Raw genomic sequence first — 26,249 nt, 5'->3', positions numbered from 1 at the left:
GAGTATCTCGCTGAAATTGCCTATGTTCGAATGGGGAATAGGGGGTAGGTGCAAAATGAGCGATCAAGCAGCGAAATCTAGGAGTGCAGCAAAATTATCAGCCGGAAATGAGATAGGGGTAATTGTCGCAATTTTTACTGCTGTGGTCTATGGGTTCGCGTCGGCTGTTGCCATTTTCGCGAGCTCATTCACCGAAGTCGAGAGAATACCAATAGCCTATTTTTTGGTTTTATTTCCTGTCCTCGTTCTGTTTGTCCTCATTTGGCTGACCTCCCTGGACGCAAAGGGCAATGCGCAAACGTCGGAAGTAGGCCCCCGCAAGGTAACCGGGGCCACTGGTGCCGCTGCCGCGATAAACGACGATGGGTGGAGAAACAGTATTCTCTGGGTCGATGATAGGCCAGAAAACAACACCCATGAACGCCAAGTGCTTGAGGCGTTGGGGCTGCGTTTCACATTGGCACTTTCAACCGAAGAGGCCTTTGAAAGGCTGTCTGCTGCTAGATACGCGGCGATTATTTCCGACATGGGCCGCAAGGAAGGTCCGCGGGAAGGCTATGTTCTGCTCGATCGCCTCCGAGCCCAAGACGACCAGACCCCTCTGTTTTTCTACGCGGGGTCTAACGCACCGGAGCACAAGCAGGAGGCGCTCGACCATGGCAGTCAAGGATCCACCAACAATGCTCAGGAACTTTTCGAGATGGTAACAAAAGCTGTTATTCGTCGGCTGGCCGCGTAGATACAAACACGCGTCACCAACCCGGTCCCGGCATCACAGCCGAGGCTTCAGGCGGCCTGCGAAACCTCCGGCGCCAGCGTCACATTCGCATCGCCCCAGACTTTCAGGGCAGTGATTACCGGCTCCAGGCTTCGGCCGCGCGCCGTAAGGCTGTATTCCACCTTCGGCGGCACCTGCGCATAGACCTTGCGGGCGATCAGCCCATCCATCTCCAGTTCGCGCAACTGGTTGGTCAGCATGCGTTGGGTGCAGTTCGGGATACGCCGGCGAATCTCGTTGAAGCGCATTGTGCCTGCCAACAGATGGTAGAGCACGACGCCTTTCCACTTTCCGTCGATATAGCGCAGCGTTCCTTCCACGGTGCAGCCGGGGCTGCAATCGAATCGTTCATGGCGAACGCGCGGCATGACGGTATCCTTTTCGACACTATGTGCTTTATATGTGCATTCTTGCGCTTTGCGAACATAAGCCGCATCTCTGCCCTATACAACGCTCAACAGCACCAACGCTCAACAGCAATCGCGGAGAACCAGAATGCGCGCCGTCGGCTACCAAATCCCAGCCCCCATCACCGATGAGGCCTCCCTCGTCGACATCGACCTGCCCAAGCCGGAGCCGAAAGGCCGTCAATTGCTGGTCGAGGTGAAGGCGATCTCGGTCAATCCAGTCGACACCAAGATCCGCAAAAGCGCCAGGCCCGAGGCCGGAAGCTGGCGTGTGCTCGGTTGGGATGCAGCCGGCCGGGTTGCCGCCACGGGTTCGGACGCCAGCCTGTTCAAAACAGGAGATGACGTCTTCTATTCCGGTGCGCTGGCGCCGCAAGGCACCAATGCCGAGTTCCATCTCGTCGACGAGCGCCTTGTCGGCCGCAAGCCGAGCGCGCTCCATTATGCCGAGGCGGCGGCGCTGCCGCTGACGGCGATCACCGCCTTTGAGGCGCTGTTCGACCGCCTTGACGTGAAGAAGCCTGTCGCAGGCGCCACAAACGCCATCTTGATCATCGGCGGCGCCGGCGGCGTCGGTTCGATTGCGGTCCAGCTTGCGCGCCAGTTGACCGATCTGACGGTGATTGCCACCGCATCGCGGCCCGAAACACGCGACTGGGTGGTTGGGCTTGGCGCCCATCATGTCGTCGACCATTCCAAGCCGCTCGCCGCCCAGGTTGCAGCGCTCGGCATCGGCGCGCCGGCCTTTGTCTTCTCGACGACCAACACCGACAAACATCTGGCCGAGATCGTCGAACTGATCGCGCCGCAGGGCCGTTTCGGCTTGATCGACGACCCGCAGACGCTCGACATCAATCCGTTCAAGCGCAAGAGCGTTTCGGTCCACTGGGAGCTGATGTTCACCCGCTCGCTATACGAAACGCCTGATATGGCCGCGCAGGGCGAGCATCTGAATGAACTGGCACGGCTTGTCGATGACGGCATCATCCGCACCACGCTGGGCGAAACGTTGGGCACTATCAACGCCGCCAATCTGAAGCGTGCCCATGCGCTGATCGAGACCGGCAAGGCCAAGGGCAAGATCGTGCTGGAGGGGTTCTGATGCGGAAGTGAACTATGCTGGCTGCAGGAATCTTTAGAGAGGTTTTCCCTGGACAACCCAGGAATTCATTGCAACCAGCAGTTCTGACGTCGGGTAGTCCTGAATGTCTTCTTCTGAAAATCCGGCGGCTAGCTGGCTTTCGTAATACCACTCCTGGAAGTCAGCGTAGGCGCCAAGGATTCTAGCGGCGCCATGTGCGTTAATTTGAGCTTCACTCACCAACCAGTTTCTGACTTTCCTGACAGCATTCTGAAAATCGCCTGCATGGGCTTGTATGTCGCAGCCTGAAAGATCGGATATCGCCGCCTGGTAGCGGTACATTTTCTCTTCCAGAATTAGGAGCCGCTTCCCTTCCCTTTCCTGGCCAAAATAACGTCTGCAGCCATAGTCGACCCCAAGCTCAAAAGGCATGTTGAGGCGAAAATGTTCGCCCTTCTTTTTCGCTTGGCAGCGGCTCAGATCATGTATCGAGTATTTTGAATTCTCGATGATTTCGCAAATCTTGTTAAGGCGTACCGAGCCCGAGTCGTTGCTCTCAGTGGCTATTCGTGGCTCGAAGCCCAAGTAGACAACGCAAAATAAGATGGCCTGAAGAATCGGCTCATAGTCCTTGTCAAAAGGACAGTTTATGAACACCGATTTCCCAAATGACCCCCCGGCCAACTCTCACCCTTTCGGCGGAAACGGATCGTTGCCGCTATAGGAATCACGCTCCCTTATGCGTCCATCACGACCATGGACGTAAAGTTCGGTCTGTTGGTTGCGAGCGATATCCCTAGCTCTCTCAATGGCTTCTTTTTGGGTGCTAAAAGTCCCCGAAGCGCGAGACGCTCCGGACCGTCTTACGCTCCATTTGTCACCATTGGGGACGACGTGCTGTCCTTTTTTGTTCATGGCGTATGGCCCTTAATCCCAGGAATCTCACCAACCATTATATGGCGACGCGATAGGCAATTCCAATCATATACCGGACGATATGGAACGCTAGGTGGGGGAGTTTAGATAGTTCTGGATCTCGGCGAACACACTGACGAACATCGCTTCCGTCAAGACACCAGTGTTGGTGTTGTAGCGCGAGCAGTGATAGCTGGAAAACAGCTTCACAGTGCCGGCCTCGAGCCGGCCGCCATGCTTGAATGGATAGGCGGCGACACGCCCGCCCAACGCCCGGACTGTCGATTGATGCGCGATCGAGCCTAGCGCCAGCACGGCACGCAGTTTGGGGAAGCGCGCGATCGTCGGCACCAGGAAGCTGCGGCAGGTGGTGATCTCGGCACCAACCGGCTTGTTTTCCGGCGGCACGCAGCGCACCGCGTTGGTGATCGCGGTGCCGACCAGCTGCAGTCCGTCATCCGGCCGCGCCTTGAACTCGCCGCGGGCAAAGCCGTGAGCGATCATCGTGGAGTAGAGCAGGTCGCCGGCATAGTCGCCGGTGAACGGCCGCCCGGTGCGGTTGGCGCCGCGCAGGCCTGGCGCCAGCCCGACGATCAGCAACTCGACTGCATCCTCGCCATCAGGCGGCAGGAAGGTCGGCACCGGCGCATTGAACCAGGACGGCTCGCGCTGCCGCCAGTCCGCGATGAAATCATGCAGGCGCGGGCACAGCGGGCAGTCGCGGTCGGGTTCGGAAGCGGCGTTCAAGGCCGCCGCTTCTCAATAATCTTCCTCTTCGACCTCGGCCGGCTCGGGCCGGCGCACCGGCCGCTCGGAGGGATCGCGGCCGACCTCGTTCTTGAGCGAGGTCAGGTCGATGAAATGATCGGCCTGGCGGCGCAGATCGTCCGAAATCATCGGCGGCTGCGAGGCCATGGTGGAGACGATCGAGACCTTGCGGCCGCGCCGCTGCAGCGCCTCGACCAGCGTGCGGAAATCGCCGTCGCCGGAGAAGATGACATAGTGGTCGACGACATCGGCAAGTTCGAGCGCGTCGACGGTCAACTCGATGTCCATATTGCCCTTGATCTTGCGGCGGCCGGTCGAGTCTGTGAATTCCTTGGCCGGCTTGGTCACCACCTTGAAGCCATTGTAGTCGAGCCAGTCGATCAACGGGCGGATCGAAGAGTATTCCTGATCCTCGACCAATGCGGTGTAGTAGTAGGCGCGCAGCAAATAGCCGCGCTTCTGGAAACTGGCCAGCAGTTTGCGGTAGTCTATGTCGAAGCCGAGTGCGCGCGACGTGGCGTAAAGATTGGCACCGTCAATGAATAGAGCGATTTTTTCACGGGGGTCGAACATGGCAATATTCCTTTTTCGAAATAGGTGGCGGACTAATCGAAATGGGTCGTTTATATCGGTCGGCTCGTAAATAAACCGGCTGACCTTTCGTCAACCGAGATAGCGCCAGTTTTGCGGCAATCCAAGGGTGCCAGGGCCGACTGCAAGCAATTGTGATCGGCGCCGCATCGTCGCGGGGAGGCGGGCTTCGCCGGCAAGGCATTCAGCGGCGCCAGAAGCTGGCATTCGCCAGCCCATGGGGCCACAGAGCCATAATGCTTGTATTTTGGCGGCGTTCGGGTTATGGACCGCGCCTGTTTTCCATCAAATCCAGGCATGAAAGGGGCAATCAATGGCCCGCGTAACCGTTGAAGACTGCATCGACAAGGTCGACAACCGCTTCGAGCTCGTGCTGCTTGCCGGCCATCGCGCCCGCCAGATCAGCCAGGGCGCGCCGATCACCGTGCCGCGCGACAACGACAAGAACCCGGTCGTGGCGCTGCGCGAGATCGCCGACGAGACGCTGTCGCCCGACGACCTCAAGGAAGATCTGATCCACTCGCTGCAGAAGCATGTCGAGGTTGACGAGCCCGAGGCCGACGGCGAGGCGATCGCCGACCAGACCAGCAACGCAGTTGCAGCTACCGACGCCGACGACGCGGAAGAAAACGTCACCTTCGATCGCATGACCGAGGAAGACCTTTTGGCCGGCATCGAGGGCCTGGTTCCCCCGGAAAAGAGCGACGACTACTAATCGCTGCCCTGGACCTGCCGGGAATATGGTTCCGGCACTTCCGTCTCGTGTGTTTCGTGGCTATCTATGAGATGCGCCGTACATCAGTGCGGCGCATCAATCATTTCAGCACCGTGAGAACCCGCCCATGATGCGTCAGTATGAGCTTGTCGAGCGCGTTGCGCGCTACAAGCCTGACGTCAATGAGGCGTTGCTCAACAAGGCCTATGTCTACGCCATGCAGAAGCATGGCCACCAGAAGCGCGCTTCCGGCGATCCCTATTTCTCGCATCCGCTCGAAGTCGCCGCCATCCTCACCGAAATGCACATGGATGAGGCGACGATCGCTGTCGCCTTGCTGCACGACACGATCGAGGACACCACCGCGACGAGGGCCGAGATTGACGATCTGTTCGGCCCCGAAATGGGCAAGCTGGTCGAAGGCCTGACCAAACTGAAGAAGCTCGATCTCGTCTCCAAGAAGGCCGAGCAGGCAGAAAACCTGCGCAAGCTGTTGCTGGCCATCTCGGAGGATGTCCGCGTTCTGCTGGTCAAGCTCGCCGACCGTTTGCACAACATGCGCACCCTCGACCACATGCCCGAGGCCAAGCGCCTGCGCATCGCCGAGGAGACGATGGACATCTACGCGCCGCTGGCCGGGCGCATGGGCATGCAAGGCATGCGTGAGGAGCTGGAAGAGATCGCCTTCCGCTTCATCAATCCGGAAGCCTTCCGCGCCGTCACCGCGCGGCTTGCCGAGATATTCGAGCGCAACAAGGGTGTGCTGACCGACATCGAAAAGGCGCTGTCGGCGCTGTTCGAGAAGCATGCCATCAATGCCGGGGTGAAGAGCCGGCAGAAGAAGCCGTGGTCGGTGTTCCGCAAGATGGAGGCCAAGGCGCTGTCCTTCGAGCAGCTCTCGGACATCTTCGGGTTCCGCGTCGTCGTCGACAGCGTCGAAGACTGTTACCGCGCGCTCGGCGCCATTCACACCACATGGTCGATGGTGCCTGGCCGCTTCAAGGATTACATTTCTACGCCCAAGCAGAACGACTACCGTTCGATCCACACCACCATTGTCGGCCCATTGCGCCAGCGCGTCGAATTGCAGATCCGCACCCGCGAGATGAACAAGATCGCCGAATATGGCGTCGCCGCCCATTCGATCTACAAGGACACCGGCGGCAAGACGAACGGTGCCGCCCATGCGATCTCGAAGGAGACCAACGCCTATGCCTGGCTGCGGCGCACCATCGAGCAACTGGCAGAAGGCGACAACCCGGAAGACTTTCTCGAAAATACCAAGCTGGAGCTGTTCCAGGACCAGGTATTCTGCTTCACGCCGAAAGGCATGCTGATTGCGCTGCCGCGCGGCGCCACGCCCATCGACTTCGCCTATGCCGTGCACACCGATGTCGGCGACACCTGCGTCGGTGCCAAGGTCAACGGCCGCATCATGCCGCTGATGACGGAACTGAAGAACGGCGACGAGGTCGAGATCATCCGCTCCAAGGCGCAAGTGCCGCCGGCGGCCTGGGAGTCGGTGGTGGTCACCGGCAAGGCGCGTTCAGCCATCCGCCGCGCCACCAAGAACGCCATTCGCAAGCAATATTCAGGTCTTGGTGCCCGCATTCTCGAGCGCGCCTTCGAACGCGCCGGGAAGACCTTCACCAAGGAAAGCCTGAAGCCGGTGCTGCACCGGCTGGCGCGCAAGGACATCGAGGATGTGCTGGCCTCGGTCGGGCGCGGCGAACTCGCCTCGACCGACGTCATGAAGGCCGTCTTCCCAGACTACAAGGACGAGCGCGTCACCGTCAGCGCCCCCAAGCAGCGCGAGGAGGGCTGGTCGAAGATCCGCAACGCCGCCGGCATGCTGTTCCAGATGCCCGGCACACGAGCCGCGCGCAAGGACAAGGACCAGCCGCGCGATGGCGCGGTGCCGATCCGCGGCGTGCGCGGCGACCTGCCGGTGCGTTTCGCGCCGGAAGGGGCCGTGCCAGGCGACCGCATCGTCGGCATTGTCCAGCCGGGCACCGGCATCACCATCTATCCCATCCAGTCACCGGCGCTGCAGGCCTTCGACGACCAGCCGGAGCGCTGGATCGACGTGCGCTGGGACATTGACGAGCAGACCAAGGAGCGCTTTCCGGCGCGCGTCTCGGTCACCGCCATCAACGCGCCGGGCTCGCTCGCCGACATCGCCCAGGTCGTTGCCTCCAACGACGCCAACATTCATACGCTGTCGATGGTGCGCACCGCGCCCGACTTCACCGAAATGCTGATCGATCTCGAAGTCTGGGATCTGAAGCACCTCAACCGGCTGCTGTCGCAGCTCAAGGATAATTCGAGCGTCAGCGATGCGCGGCGTGTGAATGGGTGAATAGGGAATAGGGAATAGGGAATAGTGAATAGTGAATAGTGAATAGTGAAGGAAGGTGCTCGCTGCCATTCACCATTCACCATTCACCATTCACCATGGGCATGGAGCAAACAATGAACACCGACGAGGTGCTGGGCATTTTCCGCGAGGCGGGCGCTGTTCTGGAGGGACATTTCATCCTGACGTCGGGTCTGCGCAGCCCGGTCTTCCTGCAGAAGGCGCGCGTCTTCATGCATGCCGACAAGACCGAGCGGCTTTGCAAGGCGCTGGCCGAAAAGATCCGCAAGGCGGTGCCGGGCAAGATCGACTACGTCGTCGGCCCGGCGATCGGCGGCCTGATCCCGGCCTATGAGACGTCGCGCCATCTCGGTGTGCCAGCAATCTGGGTGGAGCGCGAAGGCGGCGAGTTCAGGCTGCGCCGCTTCGAGATCGCGCCGGGATCGCGCGTCGTCATCGTCGAGGACATCGTCACCACTGGTCTTTCGATCCGCGAAACCATCGACTGCCTGCGCGCGATTGGCGCAGAGGTCGTGGCGGCGGCCTGCATCATCGACCGCTCGGCCGGCAAGACCAATGTCGGCGTGCCGCTGATCGCGCTTGCCGAATATGAGGTGCCGGCCTATCCCGCCGACCGCCTGCCGCCGGAACTTGCCGCCATTCCCGCCGTTAAGCCAGGAAGCCGCAACATCTAGGGGACATCACCATGATCGCCGGCATCGATCATTTCGTGCTGACGGTCCGCTCTGTGGAGGACAGCTGCGCCTTCTACCAGCGGGTGCTTGGCCTCAAGCGCCTCGACGAGCCGAACCGGCCGACGGCGTTGCTGTTCGGATCGCAGAAGATCAATCTGCATCAGGTGGGCCGCACCTTTGAGCCCAAGGCCAAGGTGCCGATGCCTGGGTCCGGCGATTTCTGCCTGGTCGCCGCAAGGCCGCTTGCCGAGATTTGCGCCCGTCTGGAAGCCAATGGCGTTGCCATCGAAGTCGGTCCGGTCGAGCGCACCGGCGCCCGCGGTAAGATGATGTCGGTCTATTTCCGCGATCCGGACAGCAATTTGGTCGAAGTCAGCGAATATCGGGAATAATCTACCCGCCTCGGCGTCGTCTCGCGCGGGCCTTGCCGTCGTCGGGGAGCTTTCATCGATATTGTCCTCAGTTTCGCCCCAATGGCGCTCTTGTTACCCGCCTGCGGCAGACCATCGCGGCGGCGTTTCATTGTTCCGCCGCAAGGCAGTCGCTATATCAAAGTCGTTGTTGCCTTTCTGCGCCCTCGAAGCGCAAGATGGAGCGACCGCGCCCGGCCAGGGATGGTTGCAATTTGGGCGTGATGAACCGGGAACTGGAACAGAGTGCTTTTTCGACGCCGAAAGCCTGATGGCATTCTGGAGCGGGTGCGTACCTATCTGTGGCCGCGCCGCTCGTTTTCGCGTTCGTTGCAATATTTCTCCAAGCGCATCCTGCGGCTGAAGGCGACACCGCATGCAGTCGCGGCCGGCGTCGCGGCCGGCGTTTTCGCCTCCTTCTTTCCGCTCGGCTTCCATTTTGCCGTCGCCGCCGTGCTCTGCTGGGTGGTCGCCGGCAATCTGGTGGCCGCCGCCCTCGGCGCGGTATTCTTCGGCAATCCGCTGACTTTCCCGCTGCTGTGGGGAGCGTCCTGGGAAGTCGGCAAGCTGATCCTGCATGAACGCCTGCCCAAGAACGGACCGCCTGCGCATCTTGGTGAGATGATGCACACGCTGTCGTTTGCAAAACTGTGGCATCCGGTGCTCGAGCCGATGCTGATCGGCGCTGTGCCGCTCGGCCTGATCTTCGGGCTGATCTTCTACGGTATCACCCGCTGGGGGATGACAGCCTTTCGCGAGCAGCGCAGGAAGCGCATGGCAGAGCGGGCGCATAAGGCCGGGCACCGCGGACGGGAAGTTCCGGCGGAATGATCATCGGCATCGGCAGCGACCTGATCGACATCAGACGCATCGAAAAGTCGCTGGAACGGCATGGTCAGCGCTTCATCCAGCGCATCTACACCGAGGTCGAACAGGTCCGCTCGGAAGGCCGCAAGGGCCGCGCAGCCTCCTATGCCAAGCGCTTCGCCGCCAAGGAGGCCTGCGCCAAGGCGCTTGGCACCGGCCTGGCGCAGGGCGTGTTCTGGCGCGACATGGGGGTCGCCAACCTGCCCAGCGGCGCGCCGACGATGGCGCTGACCGGGGGAGCGGCGGCACGGCTGGCCAAAATCCTGCCACAGGGGCACAGAGCGGCGATCCACCTCACAATCACCGATGATTTCCCGCTTGCTCAAGCCTTTGTGATCATCGAGGCGTTGCCCGCCGAACAAGCGCCACATTGATTGCATCAGACGACCGCTTCTAACGCCGACTTGACGTTGCCCAGCGCGCGCCGAGACTCTATACCATCCAACGCACAATCGAGGACGACATGAGCGTGGCTGAAAAATCCGAGAAGAAATCCGGCGGGCTTGGCGAAATCGTCAGCGTCATCATCCAGGCTTTGCTGCTGGCCATGGTCATCCGCACCTTGCTGTTCCAGCCCTTCTCGATCCCGTCCGGCTCTATGCGGCCGACCTTGCTCGAAGGCGACTATCTGTTCGTCACCAAATGGTCCTATGGCTTCTCGCGTTATTCGCTGCCATTCGGCCCCGACATCTTTTCCGGCCGCATCTGGGGTTCCGATCCGAAGCGCGGCGACGTGGTGGTCTTCAAGTTCCCGCCGGATCCGTCGCTCGACTACATCAAGCGCGTCGTCGGCCTGCCCGGCGACAAGATCCAGATGAAGGACGGCCAATTGTTCATCAACGGCCAGGGCGTGCCTCGTGTGAAAACCGGCCAGATCCAAAATCCTGATATCACGGAAGTGCCTGAGCCGGTCGACGTCTATCGCGAGACCCTGCCCAACGGCGTCAGCTACGACACGCTCGACCTGACACCGAATTCGATCACCGACAACACCCGCGAGTTCGTCGTGCCCCCCGGCAACTATTTCATGATGGGCGACAACCGCGACAACTCCTCCGACAGCCGCCTCAGCGTCGGCTACGTGCCGGCGGAGAACCTTGTCGGCCGCGCCAACATCGTCTTCTTCTCGATCGCCGGGAAGGCGAGCCCGCTCGAGATCTGGAAATGGCCGTCGCTGGTGCGCCTGTCGCGCCTGTTCCATTTCGTGAATTGATGGCTTTGAAGCGCCCGACGGGTGAAACTCTGGCCGATTTGGTGACAGCCAAAACCGGCCATTCCTTCCGGGATGTCCGTTTGCTCGAGACCGCGCTGACCCATTCCAGTGCGGTCAAGGCAAGCAGCAACAACCAGCGCCTCGAATTCCTTGGCGACCGCGTGCTCGGCCTGATCGTTGCCGACCTGCTTTTCGAAAAGTTTCCTGAAGCGCCGGAAGGTGAAATCGCCCCGCGCTTCAATGCGCTGGTCGATGCGCGGACATGCTCCGAGATCGGCATTGAAATGCAGCTCGAAGATCTGGTTCGGGCCGACGCTGCCTTGAAGGCGCGCTCGCGCGGCTCGGGCGGAAACTATCTGGCGGATGCGGTCGAGGCGCTGATCGCGGCGGTCTATATCGACGGCGGCCTCGATGCCGCAAGGCAATTCGTCCTGCGTTACTGGGAGCCGCGCTCGCAAAAGGTGGTGGCCAAGCCGCCCAATCCGAAATCCGACCTGCAGGAATGGATCGCCAAGACCAGCGATGTCAGGCCCGAATACGCGATCGAGAAACGCGAGGGACCTGAACATCAACCGGTTTTCACGGTGTCCGTGAAGGTCGGCGGTTTTGCGCCGGCAAGCGGCACGGGCGGCTCTCGCCGCGCAGCCGAAGAAGCGGCGGCATCGGCGTTTCTTATGCGCGAGGGCATCTGGGCCAACCAAGGGAGTGCGGCGTGACCGGCAGCGAAGATCTCCCTCCGGCAGCGGAGGCCACGCATTCCGGCTTCGTTGCCCTGATTGGGGCGCCCAATGCCGGCAAGTCGACGCTGGTCAACCAACTGGTCGGCGCCAAGGTGTCGATCGTCACCCACAAGGTGCAGACCACCCGCGCCATCGTGCGCGGCATCGCCACGCATGACAACGCGCAGATCGTCTTTGTCGATACGCCCGGCATCTTCAAGCCGAAGCGCCGGCTCGACACCGCGATGGTGACCACCGCCTGGGGTGGCGCCAAGGACGCCGATATCGTGCTTCTGCTGATCGATGCCGAGCGCGGCATCAGGGGTGACGCCGACGCCATCCTCGAGCGGCTGAAGGACGTCCGCCAGCCGATGGTGCTGATCCTCAACAAGGTCGACCGGGTCAAGCACGAGGCGCTGCTGGCCCTGGCTGCGGCAGCAAACGAAAAGGTGCCGTTCAAGCGCACCTTCATGGTCTCGGCGCTGACCGGCTCCGGCTGCAAGGATTTGCTCGACTATCTCGCGCAAGCGCTGCCGGTCGGCCCCTGGTACTATCCGGAAGACCAGATCTCGGACCTGCCGATGCGCCAACTGGCCGCCGAGATCACCCGCGAGAAGCTGTATCTGCGGCTGCATCAGGAGTTGCCCTATTCCTCGCATATCGAGACCGAGAAATGGGAAGAGAAACCGGACGGCTCGGTGCGCATCGACCAGACCATCTATGTCGAGCGCGACAGCCAGAAGAAGATCGTGCTCGGCCACAAGGGCGAGACCATCCGCGCCATCGGCCAGTCGGCGCGCATGGAAATAGCCGGCATTCTCGAGCAGAAAGTGCACCTGTTCTTGTTCGTCAAAGTGCGTGAAAACTGGGGCGACGACCCCGAGCGCTACCGCGAGATGGGGCTTGAGTTTCCCCATTGAGCTTCATCGTCTGGAAATGCCGCCCGGCAGTTTGAGACGATGACATGCCTGATCCAAAACCGACCATCGATACCGATCTCGTGCGCCGGCTGGTCAACGCGCAGTTTCCGCAATGGCGGCATCTGCCGGTGAGGCCGGTGGCGTTTGGCGGCTGGGACAACCGAACCTTCCACCTCGGCAATGATATGACTGTGCCGCTGCCGAGTGCCGCACCATATGCCTTGCAGGTCGAAAAAGAGCACCGCTGGCTGCCCAGGCTGCAGCCGCTTCTGCCGCTGCCGATCCCGGTTCCACTGGCGATGGGCGAGCCTGGGGAGGACTACCCCTGGCAATGGTCCGTCTACCGCTGGATCGACGGCGAAACAGCCAAGACCGCCGAAATCGCCGATCGCCCACAGTTCGCGGTCGATCTGGCCAAGTTCCTCATTGCGCTCCGGCGGATCGATCCGGCGGGCGGGCCGCCCGCGGGCCAGCACAATTTCTTCCGCGGCGGATCGCCGAGCGTGTATGACAACCAGACAAGGGAAGCACTCCAGGCGCTGGAGGGGCAGATCGACACCCAGGCGGCCACCGCTGTCTGGGATGCGGCCCTTGCCGCCACCTGGCAAGGGTCGCCCGTCTGGTTTCACGGCGACGTCGCCTGGGGCGACCTTCTGGTCCAAAACGGCCGTTTGAGCGCCATCATCGACTTCGGCACCTCAGGCATCGGCGATCCCTCTTGCGACCTGGCGATCGCCTGGACATTCTTCCAGGGCGAGAGCCGGGAGTCGTTCCGGGCTGCCATCGACGTCGATGAAGCGACCTGGGCGCGCGGCCGCGGCTGGACGCTGTGGAAAGCGCTGATCACCGTTGCCGGACACGACGCCAACCAGGCCGAGGCGGAACGATCGCGCCGCGTCATCGACGACGTTCTGGCCGATCACCGGAAATTCGCATGATCAGAGCCTTTCGACGATGTGTGGGGATCCAATGTCAGCACAGATCGCACGCGGCGCGCCAAAATCTTGATTTCGCCACGCAACCGGTGACAAGCTCCTGCCATGGAATGGCGCGACGAGGGAATCATACTCGGCACCCGCAAGCATGGCGAAACCAGCGCCATTCTCGAGGTAATGACGCGTGCGCATGGCCGCCATCTCGGCCTGGTGCGCGGCGGGCGCTCGCGCAAGCAGCAGCCGGTGCTGCAGCCCGGCAACCGGGTCGACCTGTTGTGGCGAGCCCGCCTAGACGAGCATCTCGGCACCTTCCAGGCCGAGGCGATCGAGATGAATGCCGCCCGGTTGATGGACAGCGCTGTCGCCGTCTACGGCCTGCAGACCATGGCCGCGCATCTCAGACTCCTGCCCGAGCGCGACGCCCATGGCGGCCTGTATGAGACGCTTGCCGTGATGATCGCCCATCTGGACGATTCGGATGCCGCCGGCGAACTGGTGGCGCGCTTCGAACTGCTCATCCTCGACGAACTCGGCTTCGGCCTCGATCTCAGCCAGTGCGCGGCGACCGGCGCCAGGCAGGATCTGGCCTATGTCTCGCCGAAATCCGGCCGTGCGGTGTCGCGAGCCGCCGGTGCGCCGTGGCGCGACAAGATGCTGGCGCTGCCGGCCTTCCTGCAGCGCGGCTCCGGCTTGCGGGCCGACCACGCGGCACTCGAGGACGCCTTCCATCTGACCGGTTTCTTTTTCACTCGCCATGTCTACGAGCCGCGCGGCATTGAACAGCCCGATGCCCGTGCCGGCTTCCTCGCCGCCTTGCGCAAGCATCATTCGGGCGGCAATGCCGCCACTACGGCAGACGCTGCGCCAGAAAGGGGAGGGAGACTCGGTGGGTGCTGACCTCCGCAAACCGTCCAGGTTCACACCAAAAGCTGCATGCGGCAGCATTCCCTCCCCCTTGTGGGGAGGGTTAGGGTGGGGGTACTCGTAGGGCAAGAGCCTCAGCCGGCTTTGCGATGCTCCATGAAATCATCGAGGATGGCGCGCTGACCGCCGAGGATCTTGAGGCTGGCCTCGGCGAAGGAAAACCAGCCGGCCCTGTCGATTTCGGGAAATTCCTTCGTCACGCCTGACCTGGGCGGCCATTCGATCGTGAACATGTTGCTTTTAACGGCATCGGGATCGAAATCGGCTTCGACGCTCCAGGCGATGACAATCTTGCCGCCGGCTTGCCGATAGCTGCCGACAGGTTCGAAATCGCCATCGATGCTGACTCCGAGTTCTTCCCCAGCCTCGCGCCGGGCGGCGGCCAACTCATCTTCATTGTCCTCGACGAGGCCCTTGGGGATCGACCAAGCGCCTTCATCCTTCCTTGCCCAGAACGGGCCGCCGGGATGGACGAGCAGAAATTCGAGAATGCCGACCCTTGTCCGGTGGATCAGCAGCCCTGCACTTCGTTTCGGCATTCGATTTCCTCGTAGTTCATCCGAGGATAGCATGGCTCCTGGGCAAGTGGCGGCGGCATGCCATTCCTGGCTATCTCAGATGATGGGTGAGGATAAAGACCGTAGGCCGCTGGAATTTGCCGACGAAACATGCTCGATAACTTCTTTTCGGCCACCATTGCGGTGGCGTGACTTGAATAGCCGTCTGGGGTGGCCGTGTGGCCGCCGCAATTGTCAGTGAAAACTGGCCTGGTTTGGGGGAACCGCCATGTTTGAAAGCCTGATTGGCGCCGTCGTCGTTATCGTGCTTTTTGTCCTCGTCTTGCGCCAGCAGGGCCGCGTCAGTCTGATCGAGCGCGAGCTCGGAGCGCTGCGCAGCCTGGTTCTGTCCGGCGTGCATGCGACACCGCCCGTTGCCAAACCGGCCGAGCAGGCTGCAAGCGCACCGGCGGATGCCGCTCACGCTAGCGCACCAGTTGCCGACATAGCTTCGCCAACAACAGCCGACGCGGCACATGCCCAGGCACCGGCCGCCGAGGCCGAAGCGGCCACCAGCGTGGCCGTGCCAGAACTGTCAGCCGCGGCCAAGGCGGCATTCACCGGATCCGCGCCTGCCGCCACGGCGAAGGGAGCCCGCCAGTCCGAGGTCGAAACCGCGCTTGGCACACGATGGGCGGTCTGGGTCGGCGGCGTCGCATTGGCTTTGGGCGGCCTGTTCCTGATCCGCTACACCATCGAGGCCGGCATTTTCGGCCCCGAAGTGCGGCTGTCCCTGGCGGCGCTGCTCGGCCTGGTGCTGATCGGCGGCAGCGAGTTCATCCGCCGCACCGGCTTCAAGGTGCCGGTGCAAGGGGCTGCAGGCGCCTATATTCCGGCGATCCTGACGGCTGCCGGCGCCTTCATCCTGTTCGGTGCGGTCTATGCCGCGCACGCCATTTACGGTTTCGTCGGCCCGGCCTTCGCCTTCACCGTGCTCGGCGCCATCGGCGTAGCGACCATTGTCGCCGCTCTCGTCCATGGTCAGGCCCTGGCCGGCATCGGCCTTGTCGGCTCGATGGCGACGCCGGCGCTTGTGTCCTCGCAGGCGCCCAACCCATGGGCGCTGTTCGTCTACCTGGCGATCGTGCTTGCCGCCACAGCCGTGATCTCCCGCATACGCGACTGGAAATTCCTGATTGCGGCCGCCTTCTTCGGCACCGGCGCCTGGACCATCGCCTACATGATGAGTACGCTCGTCGCCGACCTTGCCGTCATCCTGTTCATCGACGCGGTGACGCTGGCGGTGCTTGCCTTTATTTGGCTGGGCAGTCGTGGCGGCGAAGCGGAACCTGCAAAGGCGGGCTTCGACTGGCCCTCGATCGTGCCTGGCGTTTTCGTTGCGTTTTCAGCGCTGGGCCTGTCGGTCGACACGACGCTGGTCGCCGCCGGTGGCGCCTTGCCGGGCGCCTTCGTCCTCGTCGCCCTTGTCGCCACCGCACTCTACCGGCCGCGCGCGCTGCCGCTGCTGCATGCCGCCGGCGTGGTGAGCGTGATGATCCATCTCGGCATCATTCCGCCCACCACCATCGGCTCCGACATAACCCAGGGGAATATCGGCTTTGACGGCATGCCGGTGGCGGCCGGAAATCCGTTGACGCTGCGCATCGGCATTGGCCTCGGCCTGGTCTTCATCGGCGCCGGCTTCTGGGCCGCACGCCGCTTCGCCGCCTCAGCACGGGTCCGCGCGGCATGCTGGGCGGCATGGGGCGTCGCTGCGCCGCTGCTTATTCTGCTGACGCTGTGGCTCGCCTACGGCAATCTCGACCGCGACCTTGTCTACGCAGCGATAGCTGCCCTTCTGGTCGTCGTCTTCGCCGCCGGCGGCGAATGGATTGCGCGCGCCGAACAGCCGCCGCTCAAGGGCGACGTCGCCGTCTCCTTCGCGCTTTGCGGCTCGGCTCTGGCCGGGCTCCTGATGCTGCACATGGCCTTCGGTTCCGGCTGGACCACGTTGCTTGCCGGCGTTGCCGCCATCGTGCCGGCGCTGGCGACGCGTTGGCGTTCTTATCCCGTGCTGGGCTGGATTTCGGTCGGCGCGGTCGTCGCCGTGCTCGGCCGCGTCGCCTTCGATCCGACCATCGTCGGCGCCGAGTTCCTGACGACGACGCCGGTGTTCAACTGGCTGCTGCCGGGATACGGCGTACCGGCGCTAGCCTTCGGCTTTGCCGCCTGGCAACTCGCGCGTACCACCCCCGCACTACCAACAACTGGCAATGGCCGGCCGCGCCTAGCGATGGAGGCGGGTGCAGCCCTGTTTGCGCTGCTCACCGTTGCCATGCTGGTGCGCCACGCCATGCATGGTGGCGTCATCGACACCGGCCCGGTGACGCTCGCCGAACAGGCGATCTATACGCTGATCGCCATCGGCGCCGGCGCAATACTGTTGGCAATCGACATGCGCTCGCCAAGCTCTGTGCTGCGCTACGGCTCGATGGCCGCCGGCGTGCTCTCGGTCGCCTTCATCGTCCTCCAGCATTTCCTGGTGCTCAATCCGCTGTTCACCGACGAGTCGACCGGCCAGATCCCGGTGTTCAACCTCTTGTTCCTGGCTTACCTGTTGCCGGCCATAGCCGCCGGCGGGCTGGCGCTCTATGCCAGGGACAAGCGGCCGCCATGGTATGCGCAGATGCTGGCGGTGGTGGCGGCATTGCTTGTCTTCGCCTACGCCACACTGTCGGTCAGGCGCGTGTTCAAGGGCGAGTTCATCGGCCTGTGGAGCGGCCTCGGGCAGCTTGAGACCTACACCTATTCGGCGCTCTGGCTGATCATCGGCGTCGTGCTGCTGACCGCCGGCGTCTGGCTGAAGTCGCAGGTGCTGCGCATTGCCTCGGCGGCGCTGATCGCGATTGCCGTGGTAAAAGTCTTCCTGTTCGACATGTCGGAACTGGAAGGCGTGCTCAGGGCGCTGTCGTTCATCGGTCTTGGCGCCGTGCTGATCGGCATAGGCCTGTTCTACCAGCGGCTGCTGACGCGGGCGGCGAGGGAGGCCAACGCTGCAACTTGAAGTGATATACGAGGTGGAATAAATGAATATCCAACGGAGGATATTCAATGCCGCTCTATATCCGCGACGACGAAGTGGATGCGCTGGCCAGCAGATTGCAACGCGAGACGAACGCTCCGAGCAAAACGGAGGCGGTGAGGGTCGCGCTCGTGCACGAACTTGAGCGCAATCGAGCGAAGGTGCCGCTGCGCGATCGGATCGCCAGTCTTCAGGACAGGGCCAGGAAGCTTGGCCTGCCCAATCCCGACTTCGATATGAAGAAGTTCACCGACGAGCTGTGGGAAGACTGATGTTTGTCGACGCGTCGGTGATCGTCGCCATTCTCAACCAGGAACCTGGGTGGGAGGAATTGCTGAAGCAGCTATCCGGTTTTTCCGGGCAGGTCTGGGTTTCTCCGTTGGTTCACTTCGAAGCAACACAGGCATTGGCAAGGGCCGGCGCCGGCCCGCGCAGACCCAGCGCTGAAGCCCTTCTCCATGCCCGCGATCTGATCGATGAGTTCATTGTGGAGATCATGGGAGAGAGTCTGGCCATTGACGACAACATCGGCTCTCGGGCCATTGACGCGAGCGCCCGTTACGGCAAAGCCGTTGGCCACAAGGCGGATCTGAATCTCGGGGACTGTTTTGCTTACGCCTGCGCGAAAAGCCGCGATCTTCCACTGCTGTACAAAGGCCATGATTTCGCACTGACCGATTTAGGATAATTCGGCCCTTTTGTTGATTGCGGGGAATAATTTAGCCGATCAACTCGTTATCTCACTGCTTGGGTGACCGGGGCGGCAGACCGCTTCGCGCTGGCCGCTTGCGCCGCGCCGGGAAGGCGCGTTCAATCGGGTTAAACAAGGGCGACCTCAGAACCAGCGGTCATGGACGAAAAGAAGGCAGCAATCCTTGGCGAAATACCGCGCCTGCGCCGCTACGCACGCTCGCTTCTGCGCGACCGCGAATCCGCTGACGATCTCGTCCAGGATTGCCTCGAACGAGCGCTCTTGCGGCTTGAAAGCTGGCAGACGGGAGAAAGCCCCCGGAGGTGGCTGTTTACGATCATGCATCATTTGTTCATCGATCAGATGCGCAAGGTGAACCGGCGCGGTGAGGCGGCGATCCTGCCGCTCGACGCAAACGAGGCGCAGACAGTCCCCGCCGAGCAGGCCGAGAACGCCGCCTCGCGCGAGATCATCGACGCATTGCAGGCGATCAGCCCCGACCGCCGCGCCGCCCTCGTCATGGTCGCCATCGAAGGGTTTTCCTATGCCGAAGCCGCCAACATTCTCGGCGTGCCCGCCGGCACGCTGATGTCGCGCATAGCGCGCGGACGCGAGGAGCTGCGCAGCCTGCTCGATGACACGGCGCGCCGCCGCTCGATAAGGATCGTCGAGAAATGACCCGCCGCGATTTTTCCGAACGCGATATCCACATGGCTCTCGACGGCGAGCTGCCGGGCGACGAGCGCGCCGCCTACGACGCCTGGATCGACGCCAATCCCGAAATGAAGGCGAAAAGCGCCCGCTACACCGCCGACCGCGCCGCGTTGCGCGCCGCCTTTGCCGGTGTGCTCGACGAGCCCGTGCCGGTGCTGTTCAAGCAGATCGTTAGCGGTGAAGGCGCGACCAAAGCGGCGGCGCGGCAGTCGCGCTGGTGGCTTGCGGCCGCGGCGGCCGCAGTGCTCGTCATCGGCGGTCTTGGCGGCTATTTTGCCGGCATCGACGGCATCGGCAGGGAAGATGGCGCCGATGACCAACTGGCCGAAGAGGCGATCGCCGCCCATGTCATCTATGCCGCCGAACAGCGCCATGCGGTGGAAGTGCCGGCAAGCGACAAGGATCACCTGCAGACCTGGCTGTCCAACCGCGTCGGCCTGAAACTGGTGGCGCCGGATCTGGTGGCGGAAGGCTTCCAGCTGGTTGGCGGCCGGCTGCTACCCGCCGGCCAGGGCAAGGCAGCGATGCTGCTTTACGAAGACGCCAAGGGTCAGCGCATCTCCTTGTTCGTTACCGCTGATTCCTCAGCCAAGTCCAAGGGCACCTACATGGCCGACGCCGACGGTCCCGAGGCGGTCTACTGGCTGGACAAGGGCTATGCCTGCGCCGTCGTCGGCTCGCTGCCGCGAGAGCAGCTGGCTGCGGTCGCCAAGCGCGCCTACGGTCAGCTTCTGTCGGGTATCGCCAGTTAAGCGCATTCCGATTCGGGAATGCGCCTGGGTAGAAAGTGTCACAATTCGGCCCTATTCGAAGTGCGATAGCGCTTGATGGATATCGGCGTTTCGGCTGATGTTTGCGACGTTTTTGACCGCGGCCTTTTCCTCCACCCAATCGAGGTTTTCCAAACCCGCATGCCTGCCGAGATTCGCAAGGCCCGCGCGTCCGACGTCGATGACCTCGCCGCCATCGAGAAGGCGGTCTTTTCCAGTGACCGCATTTCCCGGCGCTCCTTCCGCTTGTTGATCGAACGCGAGACAGCCGAGATGCTGGTCGCCGAAAGCGATGGTCGTGTCGCCGGCTACGCCATCGTGCTGTTTCGCAAGGGCAGCGGCGTCGCCCGGCTCTATTCGCTTGCCACCAGCCCGTTTTTCAGCGGCCGCGGCATTGGCCGCATGCTGCTTGCAGCGGCCGAAGAAGCTGCCTTCGAGCACGACCGCATGATGTTGCGTCTCGAAGTGCGCGAGGACAATCTTCGCGCCATTGGCATCTATGAGCAGAGCGGCTACCGCAAGATCGGTCGCGAGCCTCACTATTACGAGGATGGCGCCACCGCGCTGCGCTACGAAAAGACCTTGCGCGGCGATATTCCGGTCGCCACCAAAGTCCCGTTCTACCAGCAGACCTGCGAGTTCACCTGCGGTCCATGCTGCCTGATGATGGCGATGGCCAATTTCGATTCCGGCTTCGTGCCCGATCCGGTCATGGAAATCCGCCTATGGCGCGAGGCAACGACCGTGTTCATGATGTCCGGCCCGGGCGGCTGCGAGCCCTTCGGCCTTGCGGTTTCCGGCTACGAAAGCGGGCTTGCGGCGGAAATCTTCGTGTCCTTCTATGGCGCGCTGTTCTTGCAATCGGTGCGCAGCGACGACAAGCGCCGGGTGATGGAACTTGCCCAGGTGGACTTTCGCCGCCGCGCGGAACTTTACGGCATCCCGGTGAATTACCGTCCGTTCACCATCGATGATATCCGCGGCGCCCTGGCTCAGGGAAAACTGGTGCTGGTGCTGATCAGCGGCTTCCTGATGTTCGGCAAGAAGGTGCCGCATTGGGTGCTGGCTATCGGCGACGATGGCGACCACATCCTGATCCACGATCCCTGGGTCGAGGACGAAAGACAGGAGACCATCCTCGATGCCGCCAACATTCCCGTGCCGCACGGCATCTTCATGAACATGGCGCAATTCGGCCGCGACGGACTGCGTGCTGCCATCACTCTTGGGAAACGCTGATAACAATGACCTGGGTCATCCTCACCGGCCGTCAGAACGATCTCGACCCGGCGGCGACGCCGCACAAGATCATCACCAACCGTGACTATCTTGCGCATCCGGCGCTGTTTCGCGGCCAGCAGCCGAAGGTCATCAACCTGTCGAACAATTACGCCTACCAGAGCCGCGGCTATTATGCCTCTCTGCTCGCCGGTTCGCGCGGCCACAAGGTCATCCCGACGGTCGAGACGATGATCGACCTGTCCGAGCGCAAGCTCTACGAGCACGCGCTGCCGGAACTGGAGCTGGCGCTCAACAAATGCCGCAAGGATCTCGGAGGCGTTTTCCCGCAAAAAATCTGCATCTTCTTCGGCATCGGACCGTCGAAGGTCTGGGACCGCTTCGCCAAGCTGTTGTTCGACTGGTTCCGCGCTCCGGCGCTTGAGGTTCACATCAAGGACAGCGCCGAATGGGCTTCGATCCGCAAGATAGGCTTCCTGCCGCTGGCCAGGATGGCCGAGGAGGAAGAAGCCCTCTTCGTGCAGGCGCTCGAGACGTACACCAACCGCGAGTGGCGCGACACCAAGGGCCGCACGCCGGCACGCTACACCTTCGCCACGCTGGTCGATCCGCATGAGGAACTGCCGCCGTCGGAGATTTCCTCGCTGCGTTACTGGGCCAAGATCGCCGAAAAGATGGGCGTCGAAATCGAGCCGATCACCAGGAAGGACCTGGCCAAGCTCGCCAATTACGACGCGCTGTTCATCCGCGAGACCACCTCGATCTCAAACCACACCTACCGCTTCGCGCGCCGCGCCCAGCAGGAAGGCATGCCGGTGATCGACGACCCGCTGTCGATGATCCGCTGCACCAACAAGGTCTATCTCAACGAACTGATGGCCTACAACAAGGTGCCGGTGCCGCCGACGGTGATGATAGCCGGCACCTCGGACCTCGAACTGGCGGCGCAGACGCTGGGCTTTCCGCTGGTGCTGAAGATCCCGGATTCATCGTTCTCGCGCGGCGTCAAGAAATGCGGCAACTTCGAAGAACTGAAGACGCTCGCCACCGAGTGGCTGGAGGATTCCGATCTCCTGATCGCGCAGAAATTCATCCCGACCGAATATGACTGGCGCGTCGGCGTGCTCGGCGGGCAGCCGCTGTTTGCCGTGCATTATCTGATGGCGAAAAAACACTGGCAGATCGTCAACCACAAGGCCAGCGGCAAGCCCGACCAGGGCGGTATCAAGACCTTCACGCTGAAAGAGACGCCGCCGCATGTCGTCGACACCGCGGTGAAGGCGGCGCGCTGCATCGGCGACGGGCTTTACGGCGTCGATCTCAAGGAAACCAAGGATGGCGTCTTCGTCATCGAGGTCAACGACAACCCGAACCTCGACCATGGCTGGGAGGATTCCGGCGAAAAGGACGAAGTCTGGGTGCGGCTGACGCAATGGTTCCTGGAGCGGCTGGACCGTCCCGGGCGTTAGTTTGCCGTCCCGGGCGGTAATTCAACCGAGGGGGAAAAATGCAGTTCATCGTCATCGAGGATTTCACCGGCTGCGACCGCAAGGAGATCTACCGCCGTTTCGGCGAGCGCGGCCGATTGAAGCCGGACGCGCTTGTCGTGCACCACTCCTGGATCGCGGCTGATATGAGCCGCTGCTTCCTTTTGGTCGAAGCCGATGACGTCACGCTGCTGCAGCGCTGGGTCATCGAATGGTCTGACCTGGTGGAGTTCGAGATCATTCCCGTGGCGACGAACAAGGACATGGTCGCCGCACTGGCCGGCCATCTCTGAGCAGTTCGGTCCATCAGCCGAGCACCGGCGAACCCACCGACCGCCGGCATTCCTCAATCAGCCAATTGCGAAACGCCGCCACCAGGTCGCGCCTTGCACTGCGTTCCGGGATCGTCAGGCAATATGGCTGACGCAGCGCGATCGATAGGGCATTAGCCCGGACCAAACGGCCCTCTTCCAGCGCCCCGGCGCAATAAATGCCTTGCGCCAGCGCCACGCCCAGCCCTGAAATGGCAAGGTCGAGCGCTGCCCGCGACGAGTTCGCCGACAGGCCGCGCTGCACTGCGCGGCCGGGTTCTATGCCCGCCGCCTCGAACCAGGTGCGCCAAGACGGAAACGACGCGCCGGTCGGTCCCCAGTCGGTGTGAATCAGTGGCAGGCCGGCGAGGCTGTCGGTTTTGGCGGTGAGTTCTGGCGCGCAGACGGGGTAGACGGCGTCCCTGACGATCTCCTCGCTCGGGTGTTCACGATAGTGCGGGCCGAAGGACAGCCGGATGTCGATCAGTTCGCGGTCGAACGGCACCGGATCGTCATCGCCGCGCAGGGATATGTCGACGGCGCCGCGGCTGGCGACAAAGCCGGCGAGGCGTTCGGAAAGCCAGCCCATCGCCATGGACGGCGGCACCGATACGACAAGCCGCGGGCGGAAGGCATCGCTGCCACGCGCGATGCTGCCGATCTCCCGAAAAGCCAGGGTCAGCCGGGGCAGCATCTCGACGCCGGCTTCCGTCAGCACCACGCGGCGGTTGACGCGATGGAACAGTTTTCGACCCATCTGCTCCTCGACGGTGCGAATGAGCTGGCTGACCGCAGCCGCCGAGATCGAGAGCTCATCCGCCGCTGCGGCGAAACTCCCCGAGCGCGCCGCCGCCTCGAAGGCTTGAAGTCCTCTCAGGGAAGGAAGCGCGGTCATTGGGTGATCCGATAGGTAAGGTCAGCTTATCTGTGTCGCAGAAATCCTCGTCTTTTGAAAGCTTTCTTATTCGAGTAGCTTGGCGCCATGACCGTATCGGCCCAGTTTGAACCCAGAGACCATCGCGACGTCATCGCGTTCCTGACCAATGAGCAGCGCAGCCGCCTGACCGGCAAGTCGGACGGGCCGGGTCTGGTCCAACTCGCCTTCCATCTCGGCGCGATTGTGGCTATCGGCGGGCTGATTGCGGCCAAGGTGTCGTACTGGCCGCTGTTGATGTTGCCGCAAGGCATTCTTATCGTCTTCCTGTTCACGCTGCTGCATGAGACGGTGCACAGGACGGCGTTCGAGACGCAGTGGCTCAACGATGCCGCCGCAAGGGTCTGCAGCCTGGCGATCGCGCTGCCCGCCGACTGGTTTCGCTATTTCCACTTCGCCCATCACCGTTTCACCCAGGATCCCGAGAACGATCCGGAACTCGCCTTCCCGAAACCGGAGACGATGCGGCAATACATCGTCCACGTCTCGGGCCTGCCGGTGTGGTGGGGGCATTTGCAGACACTCTACACCAACGCGATTGGCGGCTGCCACGACAGCTACGTGCCGCCGAAAGGCCTGCCCAAGGTGCGCACTGAAGCCCGCGCCATGATCGCTTTCTATGTCGTGGTCGCCGCGCTAGCCCTGTGGTTCGAGGCAAGTGTACTGCTCTATGTCTGGATCGTGCCGGCGCTGCTCGGCCAGCCCTTCCTCAGGCTCTATCTGCTGGCCGAGCATGGCCGCTGCCCGCTTGTCGCCAACATGCTGGAAAACACCCGCACCACGCTGACCAACTGGCTGGTGCGCAAAGTCGCCTGGAACATGCCGTATCACGCCGAGCACCACGCCTATCCCGGCGTGCCCTTCCATCAGCTGCCGGCCTTCCACCAGCTGATCGAGCGCCATCTCAAAGTCGTCGAACCCGGCTATGTCAGCTTCCACGAGAAATACGTCGAGACCTTGCGCTGAGGCGCTCGGCCGTCAGCGTAGCGTCTGCTCAACGAGCGTGACGAAATAGCGGAGCACGGTGGGGACGATGGCGTCGTTGAAGACATAGCGATCGCCGTGCAGCCCTTCGCCCGGTCTGACCGCTCCTGCGCCGACCCAGGCATAGCAGCCGCCGGCTTCGCGGACCATGTAGGCAAAATCCTCGCAGCCGAGGCTCGGGTTGAATGCGGTCTCGACCTGCTCGCGGCCGACAACCGCGGTTGCCGCCTGGACGGCCCGGTCAGTGGCAGCCGACGTGTTGACCAGCGGCGGGTAGCCTTTCTTGTAGGCGAGCTTGGCGGTGAGGGCATGCGCCGAGGCAATGCCTTGCGCGATGTCGCCGATCAGCCTTTCGCAATGGTCCGACAAAGTGGGCTCGAAGAAGCGGCAGGTTCCCTGCAGCCAGACCTTGCCCGGCACGATGTTGCCGACATTGCCGCCATGGATCTGGGTGATCGAAACGACCAGCGCCATTTGCGGGTCGACCGAACGGCTGACGATGCGCTGCACGGCCTGGACGAAGGCGCCGGCCGCGAGCACGGGATCGTCGCCTAGCTGCGGCATGGCGGCATGCGCGCCGGTCCCCTCAAAGTTCAGTTCGAAAGTGTCGACGGCCGCCATCATCGACCCGGCACGGGCCGCGATCTTTCCGAGCGGCAGCCCCGGCCAGTTGTGGACGGCGTAGACGGCTTCCACGGGGAAGCGCTCGAACAGTCCGTCCTCGATCATCCGCATGGCGCCGCCTTCATTTTCTTCCGCCGGCTGGAAGATGAAACAGACGGTGCCGTCGAAGGCTCTGTTGTCGGCGAGCAGCTTGGCGGCGCCGAGCAGCATCGCGATGTGCCCGTCGTGGCCGCAGGCATGCATCACGCCGTCTTTCTTCGACGCATATGGCAATCCTGTCTTCTCCAGCACGGGCAAGGCATCGAGTTCGGCCCGAAGCCCGATGGCGCGCACGCCTGGCCGTCCTCTGAGGACGCCAACCACGCCGGTGCCGCCTATGCCTTCATGAACCTCGTCGAGCCCGAAGGTGCGCAGCTTGTCGGCGACGAAGCGCACGGTCTCATACTCTTGGAAACCGAGTTCGGGGTTGGCGTGGATGTGATGCCGCCATTCCACCACCTGCGGGGTGAGGGCGGCGATGGGGTCGTTGTGCAGCATTGCGCTCTCCTTGCCGGCTATCCTAAATTCGGCCTTGTCGATGCCAGCACGTAAAGGTTTTGCGCCGGCAGCGTCTTGAACAGGA

The 26,249-nt window shown here is 62.5% G+C and carries 30 protein-coding genes; 22 read left to right on the top strand and 8 right to left on the bottom strand.

Annotated elements, in window-relative coordinates:
• The first annotated feature begins 55 nt into the window (after window positions 1-55).
• Window positions 56-739 (top strand): response regulator, encoded by a 684-nt coding sequence (locus NKL06_RS05845; protein WP_031208933.1) that lies wholly within the window; start codon window positions 56-58, stop codon window positions 737-739.
• Between the two features lie 47 nt (window positions 740-786).
• Here the strand turns inward: NKL06_RS05845 and NKL06_RS05840 are convergent, their stop codons facing one another.
• Complete coding sequence (locus NKL06_RS05840; RefSeq protein WP_023692847.1) at window positions 787-1,146, bottom strand: winged helix-turn-helix transcriptional regulator; 360 nt, start codon at window positions 1,144-1,146, stop codon at window positions 787-789.
• 127 nt (window positions 1,147-1,273) lie between these two features.
• Here NKL06_RS05840 and NKL06_RS05835 point away from each other — a divergent pair, with 127 nt between their 5' ends.
• Window positions 1,274-2,287: a zinc-binding alcohol dehydrogenase family protein gene (locus NKL06_RS05835; RefSeq protein WP_023692848.1), complete on the top strand. Its 1,014-nt coding sequence runs from the start codon at window positions 1,274-1,276 to the stop codon at window positions 2,285-2,287.
• A 33-nt stretch (window positions 2,288-2,320) separates the two neighbouring features.
• On the opposite strand, the gene NKL06_RS05830 is transcribed toward NKL06_RS05835, so the two are convergent.
• The 4 genes from NKL06_RS05830 to NKL06_RS05815 all read right to left on the bottom strand — a co-directional run bounded on the left by NKL06_RS05830 (window position 2,321) and on the right by NKL06_RS05815 (window position 4,522).
• Window positions 2,321-2,923 carry a hypothetical protein gene (locus tag NKL06_RS05830; RefSeq protein WP_023692849.1) on the bottom strand — a complete coding sequence of 201 codons (603 nt, stop codon included), beginning with the start codon at window positions 2,921-2,923 and terminating at the stop codon, window positions 2,321-2,323.
• A 30-nt stretch (window positions 2,924-2,953) separates the two neighbouring features.
• The gene (locus NKL06_RS05825; protein ID WP_081725581.1) at window positions 2,954-3,181 is read right to left on the bottom strand and encodes a DUF2188 domain-containing protein; all 228 of its coding nucleotides are present in this window, start codon (window positions 3,179-3,181) and stop codon (window positions 2,954-2,956) included.
• Between the two features lie 90 nt (window positions 3,182-3,271).
• On the bottom strand, window positions 3,272-3,928 hold the full coding sequence (locus NKL06_RS05820) for a uracil-DNA glycosylase (RefSeq protein WP_023692850.1): 657 nt from the start codon (window positions 3,926-3,928) through the stop codon (window positions 3,272-3,274).
• Between the two features lie 12 nt (window positions 3,929-3,940).
• Window positions 3,941-4,522 carry a LabA-like NYN domain-containing protein gene (locus NKL06_RS05815; protein WP_023692851.1) on the bottom strand — a complete coding sequence of 194 codons (582 nt, stop codon included), beginning with the start codon at window positions 4,520-4,522 and terminating at the stop codon, window positions 3,941-3,943.
• A 331-nt stretch (window positions 4,523-4,853) separates the two neighbouring features.
• Here NKL06_RS05815 and rpoZ point away from each other — a divergent pair, with 331 nt between their 5' ends.
• The 11 genes from rpoZ (at window position 4,854) to recO (ending at window position 14,267) form a co-directional block, all read left to right on the top strand.
• A complete protein-coding gene (rpoZ, locus tag NKL06_RS05810; RefSeq protein WP_023692852.1) occupies window positions 4,854-5,255 on the top strand; it encodes a DNA-directed RNA polymerase subunit omega in 402 nt (133 codons plus the stop codon).
• Window positions 5,256-5,382: 127 nt separating this feature from the next.
• Window positions 5,383-7,614 carry a RelA/SpoT family protein gene (locus tag NKL06_RS05805; protein ID WP_023692853.1) on the top strand — a complete coding sequence of 744 codons (2,232 nt, stop codon included), beginning with the start codon at window positions 5,383-5,385 and terminating at the stop codon, window positions 7,612-7,614.
• A 113-nt stretch (window positions 7,615-7,727) separates the two neighbouring features.
• The gene (gene pyrE, locus NKL06_RS05800) at window positions 7,728-8,306 is read left to right on the top strand and encodes an orotate phosphoribosyltransferase (RefSeq protein ID WP_023687283.1); all 579 of its coding nucleotides are present in this window, start codon (window positions 7,728-7,730) and stop codon (window positions 8,304-8,306) included.
• 11 nt (window positions 8,307-8,317) lie between these two features.
• Window positions 8,318-8,698, top strand: coding sequence for a VOC family protein (locus NKL06_RS05795; RefSeq protein WP_023692854.1), 381 nt, complete (start codon window positions 8,318-8,320; stop codon window positions 8,696-8,698).
• A gap of 264 nt (window positions 8,699-8,962) precedes the next feature.
• Complete coding sequence (locus NKL06_RS05790) at window positions 8,963-9,547, top strand: DUF2062 domain-containing protein (protein WP_023670239.1); 585 nt, start codon at window positions 8,963-8,965, stop codon at window positions 9,545-9,547.
• The gene (gene acpS, locus NKL06_RS05785) at window positions 9,544-9,957 is read left to right on the top strand and encodes a holo-ACP synthase (RefSeq protein ID WP_023670240.1); all 414 of its coding nucleotides are present in this window, start codon (window positions 9,544-9,546) and stop codon (window positions 9,955-9,957) included. Before NKL06_RS05790 ends, acpS begins: the two co-directional genes overlap by 4 nt.
• Window positions 9,958-10,046: 89 nt before the next feature.
• On the top strand, window positions 10,047-10,796 hold the full coding sequence (gene lepB / locus NKL06_RS05780) for a signal peptidase I (RefSeq protein ID WP_023670241.1): 750 nt from the start codon (window positions 10,047-10,049) through the stop codon (window positions 10,794-10,796).
• Entirely contained in the window at window positions 10,796-11,512 is a 717-nt protein-coding gene (gene rnc / locus NKL06_RS05775; protein WP_023692856.1) for a ribonuclease III, read from the top strand. The genes lepB and rnc overlap by 1 nt, the downstream gene beginning before the upstream one ends.
• Window positions 11,509-12,435, top strand: a complete 927-nt coding sequence (era, locus tag NKL06_RS05770) for a GTPase Era (protein ID WP_023670243.1) — start codon at window positions 11,509-11,511, stop codon at window positions 12,433-12,435. The genes rnc and era overlap by 4 nt, the downstream gene beginning before the upstream one ends.
• Window positions 12,436-12,479: 44 nt before the next feature.
• Complete coding sequence (locus tag NKL06_RS05765; RefSeq protein ID WP_023692857.1) at window positions 12,480-13,373, top strand: aminoglycoside phosphotransferase family protein; 894 nt, start codon at window positions 12,480-12,482, stop codon at window positions 13,371-13,373.
• 102 nt (window positions 13,374-13,475) lie between these two features.
• Window positions 13,476-14,267, top strand: a complete 792-nt coding sequence (gene recO, locus NKL06_RS05760; RefSeq protein ID WP_023692858.1) for a DNA repair protein RecO — start codon at window positions 13,476-13,478, stop codon at window positions 14,265-14,267.
• A gap of 101 nt (window positions 14,268-14,368) precedes the next feature.
• Here recO and NKL06_RS05755 read toward each other — a convergent pair whose 3' ends face one another.
• Entirely contained in the window at window positions 14,369-14,833 is a 465-nt protein-coding gene (locus NKL06_RS05755; RefSeq protein WP_023692859.1) for an NUDIX hydrolase, read from the bottom strand.
• Window positions 14,834-15,080: 247 nt separating this feature from the next.
• Here NKL06_RS05755 and NKL06_RS05750 point away from each other — a divergent pair, with 247 nt between their 5' ends.
• From NKL06_RS05750 to NKL06_RS05715, 8 genes are all read left to right on the top strand, one after another.
• Window positions 15,081-17,855: a DUF2339 domain-containing protein gene (locus tag NKL06_RS05750; RefSeq protein WP_023692860.1), complete on the top strand. Its 2,775-nt coding sequence runs from the start codon at window positions 15,081-15,083 to the stop codon at window positions 17,853-17,855.
• A 47-nt stretch (window positions 17,856-17,902) separates the two neighbouring features.
• On the top strand, window positions 17,903-18,145 hold the full coding sequence (locus NKL06_RS05745; protein WP_023687289.1) for a type II toxin-antitoxin system VapB family antitoxin: 243 nt from the start codon (window positions 17,903-17,905) through the stop codon (window positions 18,143-18,145).
• Window positions 18,145-18,561 carry a type II toxin-antitoxin system VapC family toxin gene (locus NKL06_RS05740; RefSeq protein ID WP_023692861.1) on the top strand — a complete coding sequence of 139 codons (417 nt, stop codon included), beginning with the start codon at window positions 18,145-18,147 and terminating at the stop codon, window positions 18,559-18,561. The genes NKL06_RS05745 and NKL06_RS05740 overlap by 1 nt, the downstream gene beginning before the upstream one ends.
• A gap of 162 nt (window positions 18,562-18,723) precedes the next feature.
• Entirely contained in the window at window positions 18,724-19,242 is a 519-nt protein-coding gene (locus tag NKL06_RS05735; protein WP_023692862.1) for an RNA polymerase sigma factor, read from the top strand.
• Window positions 19,239-20,030 (top strand): anti-sigma factor family protein, encoded by a 792-nt coding sequence (locus tag NKL06_RS05730; RefSeq protein WP_023692863.1) that lies wholly within the window; start codon window positions 19,239-19,241, stop codon window positions 20,028-20,030. Before NKL06_RS05735 ends, NKL06_RS05730 begins: the two co-directional genes overlap by 4 nt.
• A gap of 159 nt (window positions 20,031-20,189) precedes the next feature.
• Window positions 20,190-21,287 carry a peptidase C39 family protein gene (locus NKL06_RS05725; RefSeq protein WP_023692865.1) on the top strand — a complete coding sequence of 366 codons (1,098 nt, stop codon included), beginning with the start codon at window positions 20,190-20,192 and terminating at the stop codon, window positions 21,285-21,287.
• Between the two features lie 5 nt (window positions 21,288-21,292).
• Complete coding sequence (locus tag NKL06_RS05720; protein ID WP_023692866.1) at window positions 21,293-22,756, top strand: RimK family ATP-grasp domain-containing protein; 1,464 nt, start codon at window positions 21,293-21,295, stop codon at window positions 22,754-22,756.
• A 38-nt stretch (window positions 22,757-22,794) separates the two neighbouring features.
• Window positions 22,795-23,067, top strand: coding sequence for a DUF3303 domain-containing protein (locus NKL06_RS05715; protein ID WP_023670254.1), 273 nt, complete (start codon window positions 22,795-22,797; stop codon window positions 23,065-23,067).
• 13 nt (window positions 23,068-23,080) lie between these two features.
• On the opposite strand, the gene NKL06_RS05710 is transcribed toward NKL06_RS05715, so the two are convergent.
• The gene (locus tag NKL06_RS05710; RefSeq protein WP_023692867.1) at window positions 23,081-23,980 is read right to left on the bottom strand and encodes a LysR substrate-binding domain-containing protein; all 900 of its coding nucleotides are present in this window, start codon (window positions 23,978-23,980) and stop codon (window positions 23,081-23,083) included.
• Between the two features lie 87 nt (window positions 23,981-24,067).
• Here NKL06_RS05710 and NKL06_RS05705 point away from each other — a divergent pair, with 87 nt between their 5' ends.
• Window positions 24,068-24,985 carry a fatty acid desaturase family protein gene (locus NKL06_RS05705; RefSeq protein WP_023692868.1) on the top strand — a complete coding sequence of 306 codons (918 nt, stop codon included), beginning with the start codon at window positions 24,068-24,070 and terminating at the stop codon, window positions 24,983-24,985.
• A gap of 12 nt (window positions 24,986-24,997) precedes the next feature.
• On the opposite strand, the gene NKL06_RS05700 is transcribed toward NKL06_RS05705, so the two are convergent.
• Window positions 24,998-26,164 (bottom strand): amidohydrolase, encoded by a 1,167-nt coding sequence (locus NKL06_RS05700; RefSeq protein ID WP_023692869.1) that lies wholly within the window; start codon window positions 26,162-26,164, stop codon window positions 24,998-25,000.
• Between the last annotated feature and the right edge of the window lie 85 nt (window positions 26,165-26,249).

The organism is Mesorhizobium sp. C268A, from assembly GCF_040324475.1.
GTDB lineage: Bacteria > Pseudomonadota > Alphaproteobacteria > Rhizobiales > Rhizobiaceae > Mesorhizobium.
This window is presented reverse-complemented; position numbering and strand designations above follow the sequence as displayed.

Excerpts from the sequence above, each read along its gene's own strand:
- NKL06_RS05845 (WP_031208933.1), top strand. The coding sequence starts at position 56 with ATGAGCGATCAAGCAGCGAAATCTAGGAGTGCAGCAAAATTATCAGCC.
- NKL06_RS05840 (WP_023692847.1), bottom strand. The coding sequence starts at position 1,146 with ATGCCGCGCGTTCGCCATGAACGATTCGATTGCAGCCCCGGCTGCACC.
- NKL06_RS05835 (WP_023692848.1), top strand. The coding sequence starts at position 1,274 with ATGCGCGCCGTCGGCTACCAAATCCCAGCCCCCATCACCGATGAGGCC.
- NKL06_RS05825 (WP_081725581.1), bottom strand. The coding sequence starts at position 3,181 with ATGAACAAAAAAGGACAGCACGTCGTCCCCAATGGTGACAAATGGAGC.
- NKL06_RS05815 (WP_023692851.1), bottom strand. The coding sequence starts at position 4,522 with ATGTTCGACCCCCGTGAAAAAATCGCTCTATTCATTGACGGTGCCAAT.
- rpoZ (WP_023692852.1), top strand. The coding sequence starts at position 4,854 with ATGGCCCGCGTAACCGTTGAAGACTGCATCGACAAGGTCGACAACCGC.
- NKL06_RS05805 (WP_023692853.1), top strand. The coding sequence starts at position 5,383 with ATGATGCGTCAGTATGAGCTTGTCGAGCGCGTTGCGCGCTACAAGCCT.
- pyrE (WP_023687283.1), top strand. The coding sequence starts at position 7,728 with ATGAACACCGACGAGGTGCTGGGCATTTTCCGCGAGGCGGGCGCTGTT.
- NKL06_RS05795 (WP_023692854.1), top strand. The coding sequence starts at position 8,318 with ATGATCGCCGGCATCGATCATTTCGTGCTGACGGTCCGCTCTGTGGAG.
- acpS (WP_023670240.1), top strand. The coding sequence starts at position 9,544 with ATGATCATCGGCATCGGCAGCGACCTGATCGACATCAGACGCATCGAA.
- lepB (WP_023670241.1), top strand. The coding sequence starts at position 10,047 with ATGAGCGTGGCTGAAAAATCCGAGAAGAAATCCGGCGGGCTTGGCGAA.
- rnc (WP_023692856.1), top strand. The coding sequence starts at position 10,796 with ATGGCTTTGAAGCGCCCGACGGGTGAAACTCTGGCCGATTTGGTGACA.
- NKL06_RS05765 (WP_023692857.1), top strand. The coding sequence starts at position 12,480 with ATGCCTGATCCAAAACCGACCATCGATACCGATCTCGTGCGCCGGCTG.
- recO (WP_023692858.1), top strand. The coding sequence starts at position 13,476 with ATGGAATGGCGCGACGAGGGAATCATACTCGGCACCCGCAAGCATGGC.
- NKL06_RS05755 (WP_023692859.1), bottom strand. The coding sequence starts at position 14,833 with ATGCCGAAACGAAGTGCAGGGCTGCTGATCCACCGGACAAGGGTCGGC.
- NKL06_RS05750 (WP_023692860.1), top strand. The coding sequence starts at position 15,081 with ATGTTTGAAAGCCTGATTGGCGCCGTCGTCGTTATCGTGCTTTTTGTC.
- NKL06_RS05745 (WP_023687289.1), top strand. The coding sequence starts at position 17,903 with ATGCCGCTCTATATCCGCGACGACGAAGTGGATGCGCTGGCCAGCAGA.
- NKL06_RS05740 (WP_023692861.1), top strand. The coding sequence starts at position 18,145 with ATGTTTGTCGACGCGTCGGTGATCGTCGCCATTCTCAACCAGGAACCT.
- NKL06_RS05735 (WP_023692862.1), top strand. The coding sequence starts at position 18,724 with ATGGACGAAAAGAAGGCAGCAATCCTTGGCGAAATACCGCGCCTGCGC.
- NKL06_RS05730 (WP_023692863.1), top strand. The coding sequence starts at position 19,239 with ATGACCCGCCGCGATTTTTCCGAACGCGATATCCACATGGCTCTCGAC.
- NKL06_RS05725 (WP_023692865.1), top strand. The coding sequence starts at position 20,190 with ATGCCTGCCGAGATTCGCAAGGCCCGCGCGTCCGACGTCGATGACCTC.
- NKL06_RS05720 (WP_023692866.1), top strand. The coding sequence starts at position 21,293 with ATGACCTGGGTCATCCTCACCGGCCGTCAGAACGATCTCGACCCGGCG.
- NKL06_RS05715 (WP_023670254.1), top strand. The coding sequence starts at position 22,795 with ATGCAGTTCATCGTCATCGAGGATTTCACCGGCTGCGACCGCAAGGAG.
- NKL06_RS05710 (WP_023692867.1), bottom strand. The coding sequence starts at position 23,980 with ATGACCGCGCTTCCTTCCCTGAGAGGACTTCAAGCCTTCGAGGCGGCG.
- NKL06_RS05705 (WP_023692868.1), top strand. The coding sequence starts at position 24,068 with ATGACCGTATCGGCCCAGTTTGAACCCAGAGACCATCGCGACGTCATC.
- NKL06_RS05700 (WP_023692869.1), bottom strand. The coding sequence starts at position 26,164 with ATGCTGCACAACGACCCCATCGCCGCCCTCACCCCGCAGGTGGTGGAA.